General features: G+C 29.8%; 23 protein-coding genes. 14 read left to right on the forward strand and 9 right to left on the reverse strand.

Features of this window, described 5'->3' with window-relative positions:
• From AC2TEO_RS07320 to AC2TEO_RS07330, 3 genes are all read right to left on the reverse strand, one after another.
• Complete coding sequence (locus AC2TEO_RS07320; protein WP_442267477.1) at positions 1-528, reverse strand: inorganic diphosphatase; 528 nt, start codon at positions 526-528, stop codon at positions 1-3.
• Between the two features lie 96 nt (positions 529-624).
• Entirely contained in the window at positions 625-3,162 is a 2,538-nt protein-coding gene (locus AC2TEO_RS07325) for a DUF5686 family protein (RefSeq protein WP_442267478.1), read from the reverse strand.
• Between the two features lie 75 nt (positions 3,163-3,237).
• Positions 3,238-4,218, reverse strand: a complete 981-nt coding sequence (locus AC2TEO_RS07330) for a pyruvate dehydrogenase complex E1 component subunit beta (protein WP_442267479.1) — start codon at positions 4,216-4,218, stop codon at positions 3,238-3,240.
• 180 nt (positions 4,219-4,398) lie between these two features.
• On the opposite strand from AC2TEO_RS07330, the gene AC2TEO_RS07335 reads away from it, so the two are divergent.
• The 12 genes from AC2TEO_RS07335 to gldA all read left to right on the forward strand — a co-directional run bounded on the left by AC2TEO_RS07335 (position 4,399) and on the right by gldA (position 13,886).
• The gene (locus AC2TEO_RS07335; protein ID WP_442267480.1) at positions 4,399-5,139 is read left to right on the forward strand and encodes an electron transfer flavoprotein subunit beta/FixA family protein; all 741 of its coding nucleotides are present in this window, start codon (positions 4,399-4,401) and stop codon (positions 5,137-5,139) included.
• Between the two features lie 70 nt (positions 5,140-5,209).
• Positions 5,210-6,163, forward strand: a complete 954-nt coding sequence (locus AC2TEO_RS07340; protein ID WP_442267481.1) for an electron transfer flavoprotein subunit alpha/FixB family protein — start codon at positions 5,210-5,212, stop codon at positions 6,161-6,163.
• 159 nt (positions 6,164-6,322) lie between these two features.
• Entirely contained in the window at positions 6,323-6,931 is a 609-nt protein-coding gene (locus AC2TEO_RS07345) for a bifunctional nuclease family protein (protein ID WP_442267482.1), read from the forward strand.
• 18 nt (positions 6,932-6,949) lie between these two features.
• Positions 6,950-8,674: a NupC/NupG family nucleoside CNT transporter gene (locus AC2TEO_RS07350; RefSeq protein ID WP_442267483.1), complete on the forward strand. Its 1,725-nt coding sequence runs from the start codon at positions 6,950-6,952 to the stop codon at positions 8,672-8,674.
• A gap of 30 nt (positions 8,675-8,704) precedes the next feature.
• Positions 8,705-9,064 carry a hypothetical protein gene (locus AC2TEO_RS07355; RefSeq protein ID WP_442267484.1) on the forward strand — a complete coding sequence of 120 codons (360 nt, stop codon included), beginning with the start codon at positions 8,705-8,707 and terminating at the stop codon, positions 9,062-9,064.
• Positions 9,065-9,136: 72 nt separating this feature from the next.
• Positions 9,137-9,901, forward strand: a complete 765-nt coding sequence (locus tag AC2TEO_RS07360; protein WP_442267485.1) for a hypothetical protein — start codon at positions 9,137-9,139, stop codon at positions 9,899-9,901.
• Between the two features lie 321 nt (positions 9,902-10,222).
• Complete coding sequence (locus AC2TEO_RS07365; protein ID WP_442267486.1) at positions 10,223-10,399, forward strand: hypothetical protein; 177 nt, start codon at positions 10,223-10,225, stop codon at positions 10,397-10,399.
• 528 nt (positions 10,400-10,927) lie between these two features.
• A complete protein-coding gene (locus AC2TEO_RS07370) occupies positions 10,928-11,752 on the forward strand; it encodes a thymidylate synthase (RefSeq protein WP_442267487.1) in 825 nt (274 codons plus the stop codon).
• A gap of 90 nt (positions 11,753-11,842) precedes the next feature.
• A complete protein-coding gene (locus tag AC2TEO_RS07375) occupies positions 11,843-12,028 on the forward strand; it encodes a hypothetical protein (RefSeq protein WP_095069702.1) in 186 nt (61 codons plus the stop codon).
• Between the two features lie 15 nt (positions 12,029-12,043).
• On the forward strand, positions 12,044-12,529 hold the full coding sequence (locus tag AC2TEO_RS07380) for a dihydrofolate reductase (protein ID WP_442267488.1): 486 nt from the start codon (positions 12,044-12,046) through the stop codon (positions 12,527-12,529).
• Entirely contained in the window at positions 12,529-12,990 is a 462-nt protein-coding gene (locus tag AC2TEO_RS07385) for a GNAT family N-acetyltransferase (RefSeq protein ID WP_442267489.1), read from the forward strand. Before AC2TEO_RS07380 ends, AC2TEO_RS07385 begins: the two co-directional genes overlap by 1 nt.
• Before the next feature lie 2 nt (positions 12,991-12,992).
• The gene (gene gldA / locus AC2TEO_RS07390) at positions 12,993-13,886 is read left to right on the forward strand and encodes a gliding motility-associated ABC transporter ATP-binding subunit GldA (protein WP_442267490.1); all 894 of its coding nucleotides are present in this window, start codon (positions 12,993-12,995) and stop codon (positions 13,884-13,886) included.
• Here the strand turns inward: gldA and AC2TEO_RS07395 are convergent.
• From AC2TEO_RS07395 to AC2TEO_RS07410, 4 genes are all read right to left on the reverse strand, one after another.
• A complete protein-coding gene (locus tag AC2TEO_RS07395; RefSeq protein ID WP_442267491.1) occupies positions 13,883-14,425 on the reverse strand; it encodes a hypothetical protein in 543 nt (180 codons plus the stop codon). The two genes, gldA and AC2TEO_RS07395, sit on opposite strands and share 4 nt — an antisense overlap.
• Positions 14,426-14,518: 93 nt before the next feature.
• A complete protein-coding gene (locus AC2TEO_RS07400) occupies positions 14,519-15,553 on the reverse strand; it encodes a DUF4405 domain-containing protein (protein ID WP_442267492.1) in 1,035 nt (344 codons plus the stop codon).
• Between the two features lie 6 nt (positions 15,554-15,559).
• On the reverse strand, positions 15,560-17,722 hold the full coding sequence (locus AC2TEO_RS07405) for a DUF5916 domain-containing protein (RefSeq protein WP_442267493.1): 2,163 nt from the start codon (positions 17,720-17,722) through the stop codon (positions 15,560-15,562).
• A gap of 1 nt (position 17,723) precedes the next feature.
• On the reverse strand, positions 17,724-18,569 hold the full coding sequence (locus tag AC2TEO_RS07410) for an SMP-30/gluconolactonase/LRE family protein (protein ID WP_442267494.1): 846 nt from the start codon (positions 18,567-18,569) through the stop codon (positions 17,724-17,726).
• A 142-nt stretch (positions 18,570-18,711) separates the two neighbouring features.
• Here AC2TEO_RS07410 and AC2TEO_RS07415 point away from each other — a divergent pair, with 142 nt between their 5' ends.
• On the forward strand, positions 18,712-19,821 hold the full coding sequence (locus tag AC2TEO_RS07415; protein WP_442267495.1) for a sensor histidine kinase: 1,110 nt from the start codon (positions 18,712-18,714) through the stop codon (positions 19,819-19,821).
• Between the two features lies 1 nt (position 19,822).
• Positions 19,823-20,524 carry a LytR/AlgR family response regulator transcription factor gene (locus tag AC2TEO_RS07420; RefSeq protein WP_442267496.1) on the forward strand — a complete coding sequence of 234 codons (702 nt, stop codon included), beginning with the start codon at positions 19,823-19,825 and terminating at the stop codon, positions 20,522-20,524.
• A gap of 5 nt (positions 20,525-20,529) precedes the next feature.
• Here the strand turns inward: AC2TEO_RS07420 and AC2TEO_RS07425 are convergent, their stop codons facing one another.
• Both AC2TEO_RS07425 and AC2TEO_RS07430 read right to left on the reverse strand, forming a co-directional pair.
• Entirely contained in the window at positions 20,530-21,177 is a 648-nt protein-coding gene (locus AC2TEO_RS07425) for an HAD family hydrolase (protein WP_442267497.1), read from the reverse strand.
• The gene (locus AC2TEO_RS07430; protein ID WP_442267498.1) at positions 21,164-22,489 is read right to left on the reverse strand and encodes a D-arabinono-1,4-lactone oxidase; all 1,326 of its coding nucleotides are present in this window, start codon (positions 22,487-22,489) and stop codon (positions 21,164-21,166) included. Before AC2TEO_RS07430 ends, AC2TEO_RS07425 begins: the two co-directional genes overlap by 14 nt.
• Between the last annotated feature and the right edge of the window lie 325 nt (positions 22,490-22,814).

Genomic DNA, 22,814 nt, shown 5'->3' on the forward strand with positions numbered 1-22,814 from the left:
CTAGACTTTAAAATCTCCGTTAGCCTTATGATCACTGTTCTCATAACGCTCAATACATTTATCAAGAATTGTATATGCTTCATCAGCATTTCCCCATCCTCCAACATCAACTTGTTTCTTTTCTAAATCTTTATAAACCTGGAAAAAATGTGTAATTTCTTCTTTTCTATGAGGATTTAAATCTGAAATATCTTTGTATTTGTTCCAAATAGGATCTGAAATTGGCACACATACGATTTTTTCATCTGGACCTTTCTCATCTGCCATATGGAAAACACCAATTGGTCTTACTTCCATCATACACATTGGAAAACATGGCTCAGCTCCTAAAACTAGTACATCTAATGGATCTCCATCTAAAGCTAATGTTTCTGGTATAAAACCGTAATCCCCTGGATACATCATTGATGAAAATAACATTCTATCGAAACGTATTTTCTTTAAATCAAAATCGTATTCGTATTTATTTCTGCTTCCTTTTGGTATTTCAATTAATACATCAACAGTTTGTTTCTCTTTTGCTGTCATATCTTTTACTTCGTTTCAAAAATCGGAAAGCAAAACTACATATAAAATGCAGTTTGTGCACGAATTTTAGAAGTTATTTTTAGGTTAAATAATCTTTTATAAATCAGGGCGTATACCTATTCTAATTGCAAACTTTGGTGTAGGTACAGCTATACTGTTTGATGGTGGTGTGTAATCACTTCTCCAAATCGCATCAATCCTAAGAAAACGTAAATTTCCATAACCTATATTCTCTATACCAAAACCATACTCATAATACACTTGGTTTGGTGCATTATAGAGGATATTTTCTGTTCTATTTCCGCTAGTATTACGCAATCCGTCATTAATTGCTTTATTTTCATCTGAAATTGTTCCGTATGCTGCTCTAAAAGTAGCTAAACTTCTTAACTTTAATTTCCTAAGTAATGGAATACGATTTAAAATAAAGCCATTAAAATGATGTTCAAAATGTGTAGAAACATATTCATCAGTTACAAAATCATAATAGTTTAATAATGAAAAAGTATTAGGCACCAATGAAAATGATTGATTAGCCGGAATTGCACTTAATAAAGATGATGGAACAGTTCCAAAAATTTTCCCTCCTTCAATTGTAGTATCTAATAATCCAAATTTACCTAATAAAATTGGTTGATTATATTTTATTTGAATTTTATCATACTCATGAGTACCATTCAAAAATCCTTTATAACCATGTCTGTAATTCAACACTATAGATGGAAAAACATTTCTTCCAAAACGCTGTTCTACACCCAAACCGTAAACAAAACGACCTGGAGTAAAAGTTACATAAATATCAGAAGCAACATCTACAACTTTAGATTGTAAATTTCCTAGATCATCCAAATAACTAGCTGAAAAATTTTCAGGACTAGCTGACTCTATTCGAGAATGAGAAAAATTAAATCCGACATGAAAATTATTATGTACTGCATAATCGAAATTTGTTGCATATTTTTCAACTTTAGATAAAAAGAAATTATTCCCTCTTGAAAATAATGCAGTAGAACCAAAAGTTCTTCCTAATAATTGTGTGGTATTTAGTAAAGCACTTCCTAATTGCTCAATATCATTTTGATAAGCAACACTAGTTGAAATTCGAGGTTCATAAGACAACAAATATTGCGCTTCTAAACCATATTTTAATTCTTTATCTTGAAATCCATACGCCAAATGTCCAGATAATCTAAATCGATCATCTTTAGTGTTAAAAGTTCTAAAACCTAATCGAGTTCTAAAACCTTCAACTTCATTACTTGCAAAAGCTGTCCAAAAAGGCCCAGCTTGCATATTAAAAAATGGCATATTTATATAACCACTTGAAATTGTGTTGATGAAGCCAGTTAATCTCTTTATTTGTTTTTTACCTTTAACTGAACTTATTAATTTATATGTACTTTTATTATCTTCAATATTCTGTTTGTTCCAATATTCATCAGAACGAAAATATTGATCTGGTCTAATTTTTTGGATTTGATTTTTATAAAACTCATCTGCCAGTGGTTTATCTAAAACGTAATTACTATAGTTTATAGTTTTTTTTATCGTTAAACCTTTATTTGCTTCATTTTTATCTAAAAAGGTAAAATCGCCCTCATATGCATTTTTTGTAGGAATATATATACTATCATTTCTTACTTCAAACTCTTTCTCAAAAGTTAATCCTCTTACAAAATTTAAATTCGCTCCTTTAACTACTTCCATTCGAAGCTTTTTAAGTGTAAAAGCTTTATCAGCAACCCAAAAATTCCCTTTAAAAGCTAAATCTTGATCTCGAATTGGAAAGAAATATATGTTATATAACTTTGTATTATTTTGTACAACACTATCGTATAAAACATAATCGTAAGTAGCAAAACCATCTGTAGATAACGGACTTACAAATGATTTTCTTAATAAAGTAATATTATTTTTAAAAACATCTATATTTTGAAATGTTCTAGACATACGATCAAAAACAAAACCTTGAGCTCCTAAACCTTCAGATTTTTCAGCTTCTATATCTTCACGCTCATCATTACTTTCATTATTACCATAAACCTTAGCTATCTGTTCATTTATATATATAGGAATATAATAATTAATACCATCCGTATCATACTCAACTTCTTTTATCGTCTGATCATAATCTTTTTTAAAGATTTGCTTAATAAAAGCCGTATCTAAATTATTTAACCCTATTTCAATGGTTGTATGCTTTTTATATTGATAATGATCAACTAAATCAATACCATTTTGTCGTTTACGCTTCCATACTTCTTTTAAAATCCTATAAGCTGGATTTTCCTTTTTCTTTAATCTCTTTTTAGGACGAGTCACCAAGATTACTTCGTCTAAAACATCTGAACCTTCTTTTAAAACAATGTTTAAATATTTTGTTTTAGAAGTAATTGTAATAGTTTGAGTTTGAAAACCTACAAAAGATATTTCTAACACCCCTTTTCTTTTCTTAGTTTGAAAAGCAAATCTTCCTTCATCATCGGTAGTAGTTCCTGTTGTTGTACCTTGAATATATACATTTACAAACGGCATAGGATTATTAAACTCATCTACTACTTTTCCTTTCACTATCAATTGTGCATTTGCGACTATTCCAAACAAAATAGATAGTATAAAAAACTTAAATCTCATAGGCTTTTTTACACATCAAAATCCTTTCAACACTAAGTATTGAAAGGATTTAATTAACTGTAATATAGTTTATTATTATTTTATGTATAATACTTCTTTAACTGCCTGCACAACATCCCCCGAGTTAGGCAACCACTTCTCTAATAATACAGGAGAATACGGAGCAGGTGTATCTGCTGTTGTAATTCTCTTAATTGGAGCATCTAAATAATCAAATGCCTCATCTTGTACTCTGAATGTAATTTCGGAAGATACACTTCCAAAAGGCCATGCTTCTTCTAAAATTACTAATCTATTAGTTTTTTTAACCGATTCTAAGATCGTTTTGTGATCCATTGGTCGTACAGTTCTCAAATCAATTACTTCTACAGAAATTCCTTCTTCTGCTAATTGATCTGCTGCTTTATATGCTTCTTTTATTATTTTCCCAAAAGAAACAACAGTTACATCAGTACCTTCTCTTTTAATATCTGCAACTCCAATTGGTAAAACATATTCTCCTTCAGGAATTTCCATTTTATCTCCATACATCTGCTCAGATTCCATGAAAATTACCGGATCATCATCTCTAATAGCAGCTTTTAATAAACCTTTTGCATCATATGGGTTAGATGGTACAATTACTTTTAATCCTGGACAGTTAGCATACCAACTTTCAAAAGCTTGTGAATGCGTAGCTGCTAATTGACCTGCAGATGCAGTTGGTCCTCTAAATACAATAGGACAATTAAACTGACCTCCACTCATTTGACGAATCTTCGCCGCATTATTGATTATTTGATCAATTCCAACTAAAGAGAAATTAAATGTCATATATTCTACAATAGGCCTGTTCCCATTCATCGCAGAACCTACAGCAATACCACCGAATCCTAATTCTGCAATAGGAGTGTCTATGACTCTCTTAGCGCCAAATTCATCTAGCATTCCTTTACTTGCTTTGTAAGCTCCATTATATTCTGCTACTTCCTCCCCCATTAAATAGATGCTCTCATCACGACGCATCTCTTCACTCATTGCTTCGCAGATTGCTTCTCTAAATTGAACTGTTTTCATGTGTTTTATTAAGTAGTTGTTGTTTATTGATTTGCAAAAGTATGAAATTCTTTACTAAAGAAATTAATACTATGTTAAAATGTATACATTTTAATAATAAAATTTACTATGCACGCATAATAAATCAAAAAAAATATGTAAATTCGTGGCACAAAATAAGCGTACAAAAAAACAATCCATATGAAAATATTAGTTTGTATCAGTCATGTACCTGATACCACTTCAAAAATTAACTTCACTGATAACGATACTAAGTTTGACAAAAATGGAGTTCAGTTTGTTATAAACCCATATGATGAATTCAGTTTAACTCGTGCAATGTGGTTTAAAGAAAAACAAGGAGCGTCTGTAACCGTAGTAAATGTAGGAGGACCAGAAACTGAACCTACTTTACGTAAAGCATTAGCTATAGGAGCAGATGAGGCAATCCGTGTTAATGTAGAACCAACTGATGGTTTATTAGTAGCTAAAGAATTAGCTGAAGTTGTAAAATCTGGAGGTTTCGATTTAGTATTAGCAGGAAAAGAATCTGCTGATTATAATGGACAAATGGTTCCTGGTATGTTAGCATCGTTATTAGATTTCAATTTCGTTAACGGATGTGTAGGAATAGAAGTTGATGGAAACAATACCACTTTAGAAAGAGAGATTGACGGTGGAGAAGAGAAAGTAACCTCTACTTTACCTTTAGTTGTAGCAGGACAAAAAGGTATTGTTGAAGAGAAAGATTTAAGAATACCTAACATGAGAGGTATTATGATGGCTCGTAAAAAGCCTTTAAATGTTGTTGAAGCAACAGGTAGCAATGCCTCTACAAGCACAAAGAATTTCGAGAAACCTGCTCCTAAAGGAGAGGTAAAATTAGTTGATAACGTAGATGATTTAATTAATCTTTTACACAACGAGGCTAAAGCAATTTAAATTTAAAATCAAATCTTTTTAATGGGTGTTGAAACATACACCCATTTAAAAACTTAAAAAATTAAAAATTATGTCTGTATTAGTTTTTGCCGATTCTTCGGAAGGAAAATTTAAAAAAACAGCTTTTGAAGTTGTTTCATACGGAAAAAAAGTAGCTGAACAATTAGGAACAAATCTTGTAACTTTAACTATTAACGGTGGAGATGCAAGTGAATTATATACTTACGGAGCAGATAAAGTAATAGAGGTTAAGAACGATTTAAGTTCATTTAACGCTAAAGGTTATGCAGCTGTGGTTAAACAAGTAGCTGAAGCACAATCTTCAGATGTTGTTGTAATAGATTCTAGTGTTGATGGTTTAACACTTGCACCATTAGTAGCTGTAGGATTAGAAGCTGGTTATGCATCTAATGCAGTTGCTTTACCTGATACTTCAAGTTCATTTGTTGTTAAACGTAAAGCTTTTTCTAATAAAGGATTTAATAACACTGAAATATTAACAGATAAAAAAGTAATAGGTGTAGCTAAGAACTCTTATGGTGCTCATGAAAGTTCAGTTTCAGGTGCTACTGAAAGTTTTGACGCTACTTTACCTGAATTAGGTGTATCATCTGTTTCTATTGACAAAGCGAGTGGAACTGTTACTATTGCTGATGCTGATGTTGTAGTATCAGCTGGTCGTGGTTTAAAAGGACCTGAAAACTGGGGAATGGTAGAAGAGTTAGCTGATGTTTTAGGTGCTGCTACTGCTTGTTCTAAACCAGTTTCTGATTTAGGATGGAGACCTCATAGCGAACACGTTGGACAAACTGGTAAACCGGTAGCCTCTAATTTATATATCGCTATCGGAATCTCTGGAGCTATTCAACATTTAGCTGGAGTTAATGCTTCTAAAGTAAAAGTAGTTATTAATAACGACCCTGAAGCTCCTTTCTTTAAAGCTGCTGATTATGGTATTGTAGGAGATGCTTTTGAAGTAGTTCCACAATTAATTGAAAAATTAAAAGCTTTTAAACAAGCTTAATTCATTAAAATACATTTTTAAAAACTCTAGAAATCAAATGTTTTTCTAGAGTTTTTATTTTTTAAAATTTAATCTTTCCGTAGTCATATTTTTTATTAAATTGTGGCACCCTAAAGGCTGTCTAATTAAAGACCGCTTTTTTTGTATGAAGATAGATACATGAGCCTAGTAAGACTAACTATTAAAGGAATTTCATATAGCCAAACACAGAGCGGAGCTTATGCTTTAGTGCTTAGCGAAATGGAAGGAACTAGAACTTTACCAATTATTATTGGAGCATTCGAAGCACAATCAATTGCCATAGCATTAGAAAAAGAGATTCGACCTCCAAGACCACTTACACACGATTTATTTAAATCTTTTGCAGAACGATTCAGCATAACTGTAAAACAAATAATTATTCATAAATTAGTTGATGGAGTTTTTTTCTCTAGTTTAATTTGTGAAAGAGATGGTACAGAAGAAATCATTGACACCAGAACCTCAGATGCTATTGCATTAGCTGTACGCTTTCAAGCACCAATTTTCACTTACGAAAACATACTAGATAAAGCAGGTATATATTTAAAGTCTGAAGAAGAATTAGGTGATGCAAACGAACATGACACTAGTGAAATAGAACTAACTTCTGAAATTGAGTTTACAAGCACAGCTGATTTTTCTGACCTTTCTTTAAGTGAATTAGAGGAACAATTACAAGAAGCTGTAAATAATGAAGATTACGAATTAGCTGCTAAAATAAGAGACGAAATTAGCAAGCGTTCATAAAAACATAATATTCTTTGAATGAAAAAATTGATCACACTACTTCTGTGTGTGTTTTCTTTTGCGTTGTTTTCGCAAAATATTAATAAAACATGGAAGTTCAAGTCTATAGAAAACAATTCTGGAACATCATTAGTTGAAATAAATGAAAATGATTATTTCACATTAAATAATGGTGAGTTCACTTACTTTTTAACAGCTAAAGATAGTTTAGTTGCCAATGGAAACTATATCCATCAGAATAATTTACTAATCTTTAATTATAAAACACCTAAAGATACTGTACGTTATTATAATATTGTAAAACACAATGACTCTATACTAACGATTTCTGAAAAAGATATTTTATATAACTTTTCTACCAAATCTTTAGTACCAAATCAAACTCTAGAGACTGTAAATCTTACTTCTACAGATGAAGAAAGTAAAATTATTCCTAGCCAAGGATTTTCTATGAATAGCTTATGGAGAGGAGTATTAGGTATGATTGTTTTACTTATTATCGCTTTTTTATTTAGTTCTAATCGTAAAGCTATTGATTGGAAAACCGTTAGTTTAGGTCTATCTTTTCAATTAATAATAGCAATAGGAGTTTTAAAAGTATCTTTCGTACAAAAAGCTTTCGAATTTGTAGGTGCTATTTTTGTTAAAGTGCTTGACTTTACGAGAGCTGGTAGTGAATTCCTATTTAGCGGATTAGTATCTGACATGAGTTCTTTTGGATTTATTTTTGCCTTTCAGGTATTACCAACAATAATATTCTTTTCAGCTTTAACTTCTTTATTATTCTACCTTGGTGTTATTCAATGGATTGTAAAAGGATTAGCTTGGTTACTCTCTAAAGTATTAAAAATATCAGGAGCAGAAAGCTTATCTGTAGCTGGAAATATTTTTCTAGGACAAACAGAAGCCCCTTTATTAATAAAAGCTTATTTAGAGAAAATGAACCGATCAGAAATTTTATTAGTTATGATCGGTGGAATGGCTACTGTAGCTGGAGCAGTTTTAGCTGCTTACATTGGTTTCTTAGGAGGTGATGACGAAACTTTACGTTTATTATATGCTAAACATTTATTAGCAGCTTCTGTAATGGCTGCGCCTGGAGCTATTATTATTTCTAAGATTTTATATCCACAAACAGAGGAAGTTAATACGGATGTAAAAGTATCTTCTGAAAAAATAGGTTCTAACATTTTAGATGCTATCGCAAACGGAACAACTGAAGGTTTAAATTTAGCGATGAACGTGGCCGCTATGTTATTAGTTTTTATAGCTTTTATAGCCATGTTAAATCACGGATTATACCTTTTAGGAGGAATAACTGGTTTAAATGAGTGGATTGCAGGTAATACTTCTTATGAAAACTTTTCTCTTGAATTTATTCTGGGATATATTTTTGCTCCCTTAATGTGGTTAATTGGTGTTGCTAGTGAAGACACTGCTTTAATGGGACAATTATTAGGTATAAAATTAGCGGCTAGTGAATTTGTCGGTTACATTCAATTAGCTGAACTAAAAAATGCAAGTAACGCTACACACTTAACATATAACAAATCTGTTATAATGGCTACATATATGTTATGTGGTTTTGCAAATTTCGCTTCTATTGGTATTCAAATTGGTGGAATAGGCTCTCTTGCACCTGGACAAAGAAAAACACTATCTGAATTTGGTATTAAAGCTTTAATTGGAGGTACTATTGCTTCTTTGATGTCTGCAACAATTGCAGGAATGATAATAGGATAAACGTAATAAATTAACCTTTATAATCCTCGTTTGGAATCACTATTTATAATATTGATTGGATTTGCTGTCATTATTTTTTATGACATCATTTGCTCTGTACTATCTAGAGTATTAAACTTTGAATATGTATGGTTTGCTTTTGGTTCATTTATTATTTATGGAATAATAGCGATCTATTTAAAACTTCAAGGAAATTTTGTTAGCGCAATTATCGGCTGTTTTATTATCGGTGTATTTGACACTACAGTAGGACTTACAATTGCACGCCTTTTTAAAGCAAAAATTTCAGATCAAGATAAAGAGCTAGTTAAAATCACTCCCATGTTAATACTTCAAATGGGAGTAATAGCTTCAATTGTTGGAGCCATTTCAATAATTGCTTTTATATAATATAGTTAGTTTTCTTTTAAAATTTTCAGAAGTAATTATCGTTATAATAATAACTATAATATTGTGTGCTTTATGAAAAAGGTTATTTTCTTACTATTATTTTCTGTATTCGTTTTTAAAACCTACTCACAAACAAAAACAATTCATGTATTTGTGGCTTTATGTGATAATGAATTTCAAGGTATTGTTCCTGTTCCTAAAATACTAGGAAATGGAAAAGATCCAAGAAACAATTTATATTGGGGAGCAGCTTATGGAATAAAATCTTTCTTCAAATACAAAACAAAGGAATGGAAATTTATCTCTAAAATAGAAACGGATCAATCAAACATTCTTGAAAGAATTCTTTTTAAACATAAAACAAAAGATGTATACCTTTTAGCGGATGCTTACGATGGAGAAAAAATATTAAACTGTATCAAAGATTTTCTATTAGCTTCAAACCAACAAAATAAAATAAATTTAAAGTTCAAAAATGAAACTTTGAATTTTGGCGGAGCATCTGATTTACAAGTCTACATTGGGCACGATGGGTTAATGGATTTTCAGATTGATGTTAATTATAAAAAAACTTCAAAAATTAAAAATGATGTTATCATTTTAGCTTGTTTTAGTAAAAATTATTTTTCAGAACACATTCAAAAAGCTAATGCAAATCCAATACTGTGGACAACAAATTTAATGGCTCCGGAGGCATATACTTTAGACGCTTCTATAAACGCCTGGCTAAACTCATCAAGTCAAAACAGTATAAAAGAACATGCAGCCAAAGCTTATCATAAATATCAAAAATGCGGATTGAAAGCAGCTAGAAATTTATTCACAACCGGATTTTAAACTAACCCCACAAAAAAAACTATTTTACCTCAAAAAAAGCAAAAAACAATAAGTTTTTTTATTATATTTACAAACAACCTCTATATTAATCAAATAAATAAAAAGAAAAACTTATTCAAAACTTATGATATAATCACTTCAATTATTACCTCTAGAAATTTTCTATTTAAAGTTATGATAATTCGTAACTAATCATTTTATTTATCGAAGATCAAACTAGTTAATTTGGTGTAATATCTATCTTATCCCCTTTTCTTTCTATTTTATTTAATCACTGAGGTATATATCAATTTTGAGTATTAACCAAAAATTAAATAAATAATGAAAAATTTACTAAACTTAGATGGTGTTCAAGTTTTAAACAAAGAACAACTAAAACAAATCAAAGGATCAATAAGAACTTACTGTAAAGGTTCAAACAGATGTTGCTTTATAATTAATGGAACAGAGTTTTGTGAGCCAGGTCGTTGTACCATTTACGGTTGTATGTTCTACTAACATATATTCTAATCTTTTTTCAAACACAATTTTATTAACCTTTAAACCTAAATTTCATTCTTATATGGGATATAGGTTTACAAAAACATTTTATTATGAAAAACTTAAAGAACCTTAAAGGATTAAAAGTATTATCAAAAAAAGAATTAAGTGAAATCGGTGGTGCTAATTACAACAGACCTTATTGCAAAGGTAATAGACAATGTTGTGTTATGGTTAATGGTTTCGAATTCTGTGACTACGGGTACTGCGTTCGCGGTGGATGCATTTGGGCATAACAATATACACTGTACATTGGCATGTATTTAATTTATTCAACCTCTCAATATATTATCATCCCTTTAAACAAGTAAATTATTATTCTATAGAGTCTAATTCTGATAAAAATAATTTACCACGATAATAAATTAAAAAATTAATCAATAATCCTTTCTTAAGTTGGTTAATAACTTGCTGAAAACAATTTTTAAAGCATCAACATGTTTTGTTGATGCTTTTTTATTTTTGCTTGTATAATTCATATAATAAATGCAACAATATTTAGATTTAGTTAAACACGTTTTAGAAAACGGAAATGAAAAGGGAGATAGAACAGGAACAGGAACTAAAAGTGTTTTTGGCTATCAAATGCGTTTCGATTTAAGTGAAGGTTTTCCAATGGTAACAACTAAAAAACTTCACCTTAAATCTATCATTTATGAATTATTATGGTTTATAAAAGGAGACACAAATGTAAAATACCTACAAGAAAACGGAGTACGCATTTGGAATGAATGGGCAGATGAAAATGGAGATTTAGGCCCGGTTTATGGACATCAATGGCGAAACTGGAATAGCGAAGAGATAGATCAACTTAAAGAAGTTATAAACACTTTAAAAAAGAACCCTAATAGTAGGAGAATGTTAGTTTCTGCATGGAATCCTAGTGTAATGCCAGATACATCTATTCCTTTTTCAGAAAATGTAGCTAATGGTAAAGCTGCTTTACCACCATGTCATGCTTTCTTTCAATTTTATGTTGCTGACGGAAAACTCTCTTGTCAACTATACCAAAGAAGTGCAGATATTTTTCTGGGTGTACCTTTCAACATTGCTAGTTATGCTTTATTCACTATGATGATGGCACAAGTTTGTGGTTATGAAGCAGGAGAATTCATTCACACTTTTGGAGATGCTCATATTTATAACAACCATAGAGAACAAGTAGAATTACAATTAACTAGAGAACCAAGACCGTTACCTAAAATGAAATTAAATCCTTCTATTAAAAATATAGAAGACTTTACATTTGAGGATTTCGAATTACTAGATTATAATCCTCATCCACATATTAAAGGAACTGTAGCAGTTTAGTTTTTTTAACGTTCTTTTATTTGTGTAAAGCTTTCAGATTTCTAAAATCTGATTAAATTAGTAACCTAAACCTATTAAGTTTTATTAAAAATGATAGCAGAAATCGATACGATAAAAGAAGACATTTACGATATAGTGGCAGAAATTGATGATGAAAATGTATTATTAGCTATTAAAACCATCATTCAAAACATACACTCGAATACAAAAGATAATGATGTAACCGACAAAAGAGATTTAGTTGGTTATATTAAAGAATGGGTTAAAAACATGTAAACCCTTTATACATTTATGATCACCATAATTGCGGCCATTGGCCAAAACAACGAATTAGGAAAAGATAACGATTTAATTTGGCATTTACCTGCCGATTTAAAACGTTTTAAAAAAGTTACTTCTGGCCATCATATTTTAATGGGTAGAAATACCTTTGAAAGTATTGGAAAACCTCTTCCTAACCGAACTAGTGTAATTATTACTAGAAACAACGATTATTTTAAAGATGGTTGTTTAATTGCTGATAGTATTGAAAAAGCTATTGAATTAACCGAAGGTAAAGACGCTTTTATTATTGGTGGGGCTCAAATTTATGAACAGACTTTACAGCAAAAATTAGCTGATCGCTTAGATATTACCATTGTTCATGAAACATTTGAAGCAGATGTTTATTTCCCTGAGATAGATCTTTCTATTTGGAAAGAAGTATCTCGTGAAGATTTTAAAGCAGACGAAAAAAATAAATACGATTATAGTTTCGTTTCTTACGAAAGAAAGTAATGGAAATTATAAAAGTTACCACTTTACAATACAACGAAATACAATCTTTAAGAGAATTATGGAATGCTGAATATCCTAGCTGTATTCAACATGATTCTATAAGTGAATTTAATAATTATCTAGGCACACTAGATAAAGCTAATCATATTCTAATTAAAGATAGCAATACCATTATTGGTTGGTTTGCTGATTTCGAACGAGAAAAAGAACGTTGGTTCTTAATGATTCTCAGTCAGAAATCTCAAGGAAAAGGAATTGGAAGAAAACTGATTTCTATGATCAAACAAGATCATTCAATTTTAAATGGCTGGGTGGTTACCAATAACAATTATAAAAAAATAGACGGTACTTTATATAAATCTCCAGTAGGTTTCTATAAAAAATTAGGCTTTACTTTTTGTGAAGATATTACATTAGATTCTTCAGGATTGAAAGCTATTAAAATTCAATTAAAAAGTTAATTATGTCAATTCAACTTTCAGAAATAACTAAAACATACGGAACACAAAAAGCAGTAGATAACATTTCTTTTTCAGCAAAAAAAGGAGAAATCGTTGGTTTTTTGGGGCCTAATGGAGCCGGAAAATCTACTACAATGAAAGTTTTAACAGGTTTTTTACAGCCTGATGGAGGAACGGTTTTGGTTGACGATATTGATGTAATTAAAAACCCTATTGATGCTCAAAAAAAAGTTGGATACCTACCAGAACATAATCCACTGTATTTGGATATGTATGTGAAAGAATATTTACAGTTTCATGCAAATATTCATAATATTTCAAAAGATGATATTCCAGATTGTATCTCAAAAGTTGGATTAGATAAAGAATCACATAAGAAAATAGGTCAATTATCTAAAGGTTATCGTCAACGTGTAGGATTAGCAGCAGCAATTTTACACAGTCCATCTGTATTAATTTTAGATGAACCTACAACAGGTTTAGATCCTAATCAATTAATTGAAATTAGAGCTTTAATTAAAGAATTAGGCAAAGATAAAACTGTATTACTCTCTACGCATATTATGCAAGAAGTAGAAGCTGTTTGCGATCGTGTCGTTATTATTAATAATGGAAAAATTGTAATTGATAAAAAACTAGTTGACTTAAAAGAAGGTAACAAACAAACTATTAAAGTTGGTTTCGATTATAAAATTGAAGAGCAATTTTTACAGCGTTTAGCTAATATTACAACGATTAAAAATAATTACGACAATTCTTGGACACTTACATTTGAAACAGAAGAAGATATGCGTCCAAAATTATTTGATTTTGCTCAAGAATATGGTTTAAAAATCTTGGAATTGAATTCTGAAAATAAAAATTTAGAAACACTATTTAGAGAACTAACGTCTTAGTAATTTTCTAAAATTTGTTTCATTATTTGTCTTATCTCTGGATCATTGTAGTTTTGAACATCTTTACCTCTTAATTCAGCTTCCTTTTTAGAAGCATTAAGATACATATCAACATCAACTATTCTTCTAACATTATCTTTGGTTGAAAACATACCACAATAATGCAATGTTTTAATAATTCCATCTTGTTTATCTAAAACAAACGCAAAATTCTTCTTAGAAATATTCCCTGATAAATTAAACACACAACAATCAGGATAGCAATTTGTCTTACATTTACCTACTTCCAAATTAATTGCAGTATCATTACTCTTTTTAAAATCTAAAAACAAATCTCTTAAAATAGCTAATGCAGCATATTTACCAAGCTTTTCTCCATCTTCATTTTTATAATCTTCATTTAGATCTTCATCTATATGAGGTTCAATTATTGAAGCATTCATTTCTTTAAAAAGATTTAAAATTTCTTCTAATTGATTTTGATGTGATTCTGAAAGTTTCTCAATATTAATATCAGATACTACTTTTAATTCATTCATAACTATAAATATTCAAAAGTGTTAACTCAATAAAGTTACTAATAATAGTTAAAAGAACAGAAAAACAATAGCTTAAATATTATCATTTGCTTTTTATTTTTTCACCTTTACTATTCCTCTATCAATAATATCTAATGCTGTTGTAATATTAGATAGATCTGTAAATAATTCTCCTGTTTGTCCAGAATGATGACTATGCCCTATAACTTCAAATAAATAGTTTTTAGAGTTTCTTATTTTTTTTAAATCTATAGTAACTGCATATACAATAGCTGGTTGCCCTACCCTACCTGAACCATTATAAATACTATCATTAGGAAAACGATTCTTATTATAATAAGTATTCCAATTAAAAGATTGATTTACTTCCATTAAAATTCTAAACTGCTTTAAATTTACATTTTTAGCTTTAGAATGAATAATAAAGTCATCTGAAGGAGTTGCGCCAGATACCGCATCTATATCGTATGCTTTTCCTAACGGAATATACAACCCATCTGAAGCTTTTATACCTCTTTTATGTGCCCAATATGGTAATGATTCTGGACGCCTAACAATTGCTGGTTTCCAAATACCATTTTTATCAGGTTTACCATTGTGATATTCGCTTGTTGCTATTGATTTTGGTACAAATAAACTCTCTATGTAATTTCCATCCATATCTTCTACCCAAATAACCATCATTGCATATCGAAAGGCTTCTCCTATTTTTACATCAATCTCAATATTTACATTACTTATATCCTCATTTACAGTTATACTTTCGGTTCCATCTGCCAATATCTTTTTGCCTTCTAAACTATTGCGATATTCATTGCCATACTCATAAACTGTATTAAACCCCGAAATATTAAGTAGTATTCCAGTAATTAAAACTCCCATAACTACTAAAGATGTAATTAAAGGTATACTTAAAAAATTATTTTTCTTATTTACACTATACATTTTTAATGGTTTTATATTATTACGCATATGAATTATAGCCATTAGGGTAAATAAAAATCCAAATACCGTATGTATAGATGCTGTGATTTTATAAAATGGTTTTGTATACATTAAAATCCCAGTAATACATAACACCATAAAACTTATAGCTATACTTATACTAATTATCTTTCTTAATTTCATAATTAATTAAAAATCGAATCGATGGTTTATTTTTAAAGAAATTCCCCAGTTATTTCTAGAGATATATTGATTAAAGTTATCGGTGATTACAAAATAGAAATACGATAATGGCTTATATTCCCATTGAACTCTACTATTCACATTAAAATTATTTTGCTGAGTATTATACTGTATATATGTAGTCCAATTCAATCGATTGTTAAAAAAGACTTCTCCTGTAAATCTTGCTAAATGGAAGGGTTTAATACCTAGTTCTTTTAAATTAAGATAATTTATCTCATAATCTGCACCAATTTTAGCGAAAGGCAACAATCGAAATGTAGAAAAAGTATAAAACCGAGTTCTTGTTCCTTGATAATAATCTCCATATTGTACTCCTACACTATAAGAAACTTGTTTGTTAAACGGTGAATTGTATCCTAATTGTAATGCTCCAAAACTATACTCATCTGGCTGAATAGAATTTCCATTATTAAGAGGATCAAAACCATATTGTAAATCAACATACTGATGGCTAAAATCAACAAATACAGAAGCTGTATTCCTAAAGAACAACGCCTGATTCACAAATGTTAAAGATTGGGTTATTTCTCCTTTTTCATTCCAATAAGTAGTATTACTAGGAAAGAAATAACGAATGGTTTGTATTTTTTTTGATTTTTCGGGAAAAGCTAATAAGCTAACCTCAGATTTAGCAGACCAATATCCTTCTCTAATTACCTCATTATTTACAGCATCGTAATTATACAATCTAGGCACAAAACCTATATCTGTAATATAATTCTCATCAACTTTTGATATAGAAAAACTACCTTCAATTTTTTTAGTTGTATAATCTACTCCCAAATTATAAAACTGATTTTTGTTTTTAACGTCAGAGGTAAAACTCTTACCTAAATTAACGACTCCTGTCCATTTATTATTTTGAGATTTATAATTTATGTTTACTCCTGCAACTCTATTAAAATTATCTGTAAAATTAAATCGATCTGTTTCTTGTCTATTTAACATAAAAACTGTGCTCGTAAAACTTTTAGTCAACTGATTCTGTATCACTAAAGCTCCATAATTCTGGGCTTTATTTTCTTCTCTCTTATTGGTTTGCACGTTTAAAAAACCTAATCTAGTTTTTGGTGTAATATTTCCTGATAATTTTAATCCAAACTGCATATTTCCAGAAGCTCCAATTCTTCTAGAGTAAAATGGGTTTACTTCATTAGTTCCTAAGTTTGAAAAAAGATCACTATTCTCAATAAAGAAATTACGACGTTCTGGAAAATTAACAGCAAATCTAGTCAGATTCGTTACTTGCTGATCTACGTCTACTTGTGAAAAATCAGGATGAATAGTTGCATCTAACTTTAATGATGAAGTAATACTATATTGCGCATCTAAGCTTGGTACAAACTCTGATGTTGTTTTATTATCCATCACATTTTTTTGATGGTTATAAGTCGTTGATGGGATTACAATAAACTTAGCATTATTTTGTTTTGGTAATTTTTCTAATTTAAAAGGAACTGTATTTCGTAAATCGTATTGAATAAAATTTCTAGACATATCTGTGAAAGACATCCAGTTATTTGGATTCATATCTCTATACACAAAATTAATTCCCCAAACGGCATCATTAATAGTATATGCGAATGCTTTTAAAGGAATTGCTATTTCAAAAAATTGCATCCCATTTTTCTTAGTTTGAGCAGATTTCCATATTGTATTCCAACTTTCATTAAAAGAAAAACCATTCCCGTTAAATCCAACTAAAGCATCAAACTGTGCGTTGCTTGAATTCACACCAAATAAATATCCGTTCGTTTTCTTATTGTAGGTATCAATTATTAACTGAAAACATTCACTTTCTACAATTACCCCTCCATAATCATCTCGTTTTAATGAACTAATAACAGCTTTATCCTCCTCTTCTTTATACGCTACCGCCACATACAAAAACTCTCCATTATGATATAGTTTTACTGTTGTTTGATTTTTAGCTTTTCCAACATCATCTGGATAAAAATTATGAAATCCAGAATAACTAGGAGCTAGCTTCCAAACAGATTCCTTTAAATTTCCATCTACTTTTACAGAAGTATTCAAAAACGGAATGGTATACTCTTGCGCCTGTATCACTATGGAAAAAAACAATAAGAAAACAACACCTTTCATCCTACAACTCTAATTTATATGCCATTAACTTATGTTGTAACATTGCTGGTACCAATACCATTTGTAAACTTGGAATGTATGTAATATCCGCAGCATTTATTTTTTCTTTTCTAGTATCTAACAGCACTTTTTTATCTCCATTAGCAGTAACATAATGAATCATTCCTTCCCAACTAGAAATTAAATAACTTCCATTATCAAGTGCTACAATTCCATCTGGATTTGAAATATTAGATGTTATAGTAGTTAGTTTTTTACTTTTTAAATCATAGCTTTTTACGGTTTTATCGCCTAAGCCAATTATCACCTTATTCTCTTCATATAACAATCCATTAGGCCAATCTAAATTTTCTTTTACAACACTTACTTTATCTTTTTCTATAGCAAATAATTTCCCACTTTTAGTTCCACTTCCAAAAACAATCCCTTCTTTACTAACACATAAATCATTTATACGTGTAGCTCCTTTAATATTATGAACCTTTTTTATTTTCTCTTCATTTAAATCAATTTCTAAAATCACATTGAAATCTGCAACAAATAACTTATCATTATACATTGCTGTACCAGTAGGACCATCAATGTTTTCAATCCATTTCCGTTCAATAATTTCACCGTTTAAAGCTAGTTTACTAATAAATCCTTTTCCATTAGGTTTTAGCCAATGCCCATTAATATTAGTTACATAAAACACTTTCCGTTTTGCATCATAAATCACAGATTCTAAATCATTAAGTACAGCTTCTGTTTCCCACAGAAATGTAAGTTTAGGCATTCCTTTTTTTTGAGCTAATCCACTTAGTGAAAACAAGACTGCAAAACAACTTAAAACAAAAGTTCTCATCATAATTCATTTTATATTTACCACGAATGTAACTGAGATTAAAAAGCTATTTATAGAAAGTAGACGAACTAGTTTTTTTAGAAGGTGTACACTAAATTTTTCGCCAAATAAGAATTATTAAGGGTTCATAGACGAAAAACAGATATTGGTAGATAAAAATATTTTTAAAAACTTAGAAGTAGTAATTTTAAGGCCTATGATGAATACACTTTTTACATATTTAAACAAACCAATTTACAAACACGTCTTATTCTGGTTAGCTGTATTCTCTTTCTACTTAGCAATTGACAGAGTATATTATAACTCTACTCAAAAATTACTTGAAATTAAATTTGTTTACCTTTTATTTCAAATAATAACGGCCTACTCCATAATTTACGGGATATACCCTTTATATAAAAAAAGAAAAAACATTTTAGAATTTGCAATACTCATAAGTCTTCTATTTGTTTTTCTTAATAGCATTTATGTTACATGGCATGCAGTTATAGATACTATGGATAGTGATACTTGTTATACTCGGTTTAAATCAAAATATGGGCACCTCTCTTTTTTCGAACAAGTATTAAGTTGGAAAAAAGATTTTATTATACTTACATGGTTATTTATACAGCCTACATTTTTTTTAATTCCTTTTCTGTGGTATGATAAAAATTTGAAACTTTCTATTTCAAACGAACAAAAAAAAATTGCGGAACTTAATGCTTTAAAAAATCAGTTGAACCCTCATTTTTTATTCAACACATTAAATAATTTATATTCGCTTGCTCTTGAAAAATCAGACAAAACACCATTAGTTATTGAAAAACTATCGGATATTTTAGATTATATCTTGTATCGATGTAATGACAAATACGTTTCTTTAGAAAAAGAAATTGAACTCATAGAAAACTACCTCGCTTTAGAAAAATTACGCTATGGAAAACGAGTAGAAATAACATTTAACAAAGAAATAAGTACCTCAACAAAAGTAGCTCCTTTAATCTTTTTAACTTTTATTGAAAATGCTTTTAAACATGGTGTTAAACAAGAATTACATCAAGCTAAAATTATAATTGAATTATACGCAAACAACGATATTCTTAAATTTAAGGTCGAAAACACGAAACCCGATGCAGTTCTAAAATCAAACCAAAAGAAATTAGGTTTAATAAATATTAGAAAACAATTAGATTTATTGTACACTGAAGATTACGATATAAAAATCTCAGATACACCAAATCTTTATTCTGTAACTTTACTATTAAAATCATAACATGTATACCTGCGTAATAGTTGACGATGAAGAATTTGCAAGAAACTTAATTAAAAATCATTTAAATCAATTAAATGATTTTAAAATTGTTGCTATATGTGAAAATGCCATAGAAGCCAGCAAAGTTTTGAAACAACAACAAGTTGATCTGCTCTTTTTAGATATAGAAATGCCTGTATTACGAGGCACAGATTTTTTTAAAAATTTAATTGAAAAACCTAAAGTAATTTTTACAACAGCCCATAGAGATTATGCTATAGATGGCTTTGATTTAAATGCTATAGATTACCTTTTAAAACCAATTACTTTTGAACGATTTTTTAGGGCTGTAGAAAAGTTTTTAGATCAACATAATAATGCTACACACAAATCAAACACAACTTTAACTTCAATCAATTCTTCTCCAAACTATATTTATGTGAGAAAAAATCGTAAACAAGTAAAAGTTTTTTTTGATCGTATTTTATACATTGAAAGTGTAAAAGATTACATTAAAATTCATTCTGAAAACGAAAGCCATATAGTAAAATATAGCTTAACTGCTTTTGAAAAACAATTAGATAACCGTTTTTTACGCACACATCGTTCTTATATAGTTAATAAAGATAAAATTACAGCTTATACAAAACAAGATGTAGAAATTGGAGTTTTTGAAATTCCTATTGGAGAGAGTTATAAAAACACCATAGCTAAACTACTTTAAAAACATTAAATCAAACTATCAAAAGCTTCCTTTAAATTTTTAAAGACTTGTATACTACCTGCCGCTTTCATTTCTTCTGCTGTATATTTAGATAATATTCCAATCGGTTGCATTCCAGCGGATTTTGCTGCTGATATTCCTGTTAAACTATCTTCAAAAACCCATAAATCTTTAAATTCTTCTTCAGAAAATTCTAAAGCTGTAGCTAAAGTTATATAAGCTTCTGGTGCTGGTTTTGGTTTCTTATAATCTTCTACTCCAAAAACTACAGGAAAATTTAAATCTAAATGTTTTATCGATTGTTTCAAGAATAATTTTGTTGCATTACTCGCAATTCCATAAGGCACTTTATTCGTAGATAAATAATCTGTAAACTCAGTAACTCCTGGTAATAAATTCGGAACTTTAAAATACAGTTCTAAATGTTTATCCTTCAGAAAAAACAAATCTTCAAACTGTTCTCCTTTACCTATTTGTTCACAAAAATATCTCGCTATTTTTTTTGGTGATTTACCAACATGACTTTTCGGATAAGGAGCTATTTCTTCATTAAACAACTCTTTAAACGCTGATGACCAAGCAGAATAATGGCTTTCAAAACTATCTACCACTACTCCATCAAAATCAAATAAAATTCCTTTAGGCGTAGGCATGTTCAACTTCTTTTTCGTTAAATAATTCTGTTAAATACGAATTTAAAAATTTATTAGTTGGGTCAAATGATTTGCGTAGTGTTTTAAAATCATCCCATTTTTCATACACTTGAGAAAGTTCGGTATCTTTTGCTTTAAAACGCTTTCCCCAATGTGGTCTTCCTCCATATTTTAAGAAAATTCTTTCTACACTTCTAAACGCTTCGTAAGAATCTGCAGTGGCTGCATTTCTAGAAACACATCCCATAGTCACCGTATCTTGTCCGTAGGCATAACTCAACCAAGATTTGTCTTTATATACAAAACGAACATCCATAGGAATATGAATAAAAGATTTGTTCGACCATTTATTGATTTCTCTTTTTAACTCTTCGAATACCTTTGGAAAAACATCTAAACTGATTGTCCATTCTGCTAACTCTAACGTAGAACCTCGAGATTTAGTAACCGTTGCTTGATACAACGATCCTTTATGTTCTTTTGTCGCTCTGAAAAAACCTCTATACAACAGTTTATTTGCTACAGCAGTAAACCAAGGGAAAAGATGTGTGTATTTGTATAAAATTTTAGAAGCTTTTCTTCTGTGCTTTAAATATTTTGGACCTAAATCTTCTTGTACTTCTGTATTTGGATCGATTTTATCTCCAGTAATCACATAACCTTTATCTGTATGCGGTAACCATAATACTCTTAAAAAGTCGTGTTGTTTTAAACGTTCTTTAATTTTTGGCAACCACTCTGCATCACTTTCTGGATGTTCTTTTACATGAAGCGTATAAATTTCTTCACAAGAAAAAGTTACCGTAGAAAATACGCCTAAAACTCCTAATGAAACACGAACAGCATCCATTAACTCTTCTCCTTCATGAATTTCTTTTACAGAACCATCAGCTAATATTAATCTACATTGCGTAACATATTCACTTAATAATTTTCCGCTTGTGCCATGTGTTCCTGTAGCTAAAGCTCCACCAACAGTTACAGTATTAATATCTGGCAAACAAGGAATACACCAACCTTTGGCCTCAACAGCTTCTAATAAATCTTTTAATAATACTCCAGATTGTACCGTGATAGTTTTATCAGTATCATTAAATTCTAATATCTTGTTGTAGGCAGTAATATCAATTAAGGTTTCTGTTCCTGCTGCGATATCTGCAGAAGATTGTTTACTTCCAAAAAAACGTATCTTTTCACTTTTAGCAATAACCTCTTGTAATTCCTCTTCTGTTTTAATCGTGTATAACGATTTATAGTTGTACTTTAAGTTTTCATTCCAACTAACCCAAACTCCATTTTTATTTTGTTTCATGAACATTAAAAAATAATAAAATACAATGTTTACATTTTAGTTTGCAAAAATACTGTAAACTAAAGGACATTTAATTCTTTATGATTTGTATTTTCTATAGTGCTATTGACATAATACTTTGTGTTCACCTGTCCTTAGCTTGTTTCAAAATAGACGTCAAATGTCAGTTCGAGTGAATTTGACGAATATTAATGAGGTAAAATTAGTATCGAGAACTATTTATTATAACTACTTCTCGATACAAAACAAATCCTTCGCTATGCTTTGATTTATTTTACTCGAAGTGACAATAGAAAACCTACTTGTCAGTTCGAGTGAATTTATG

Source organism: Tenacibaculum aquaeponti, assembly GCF_057221555.1.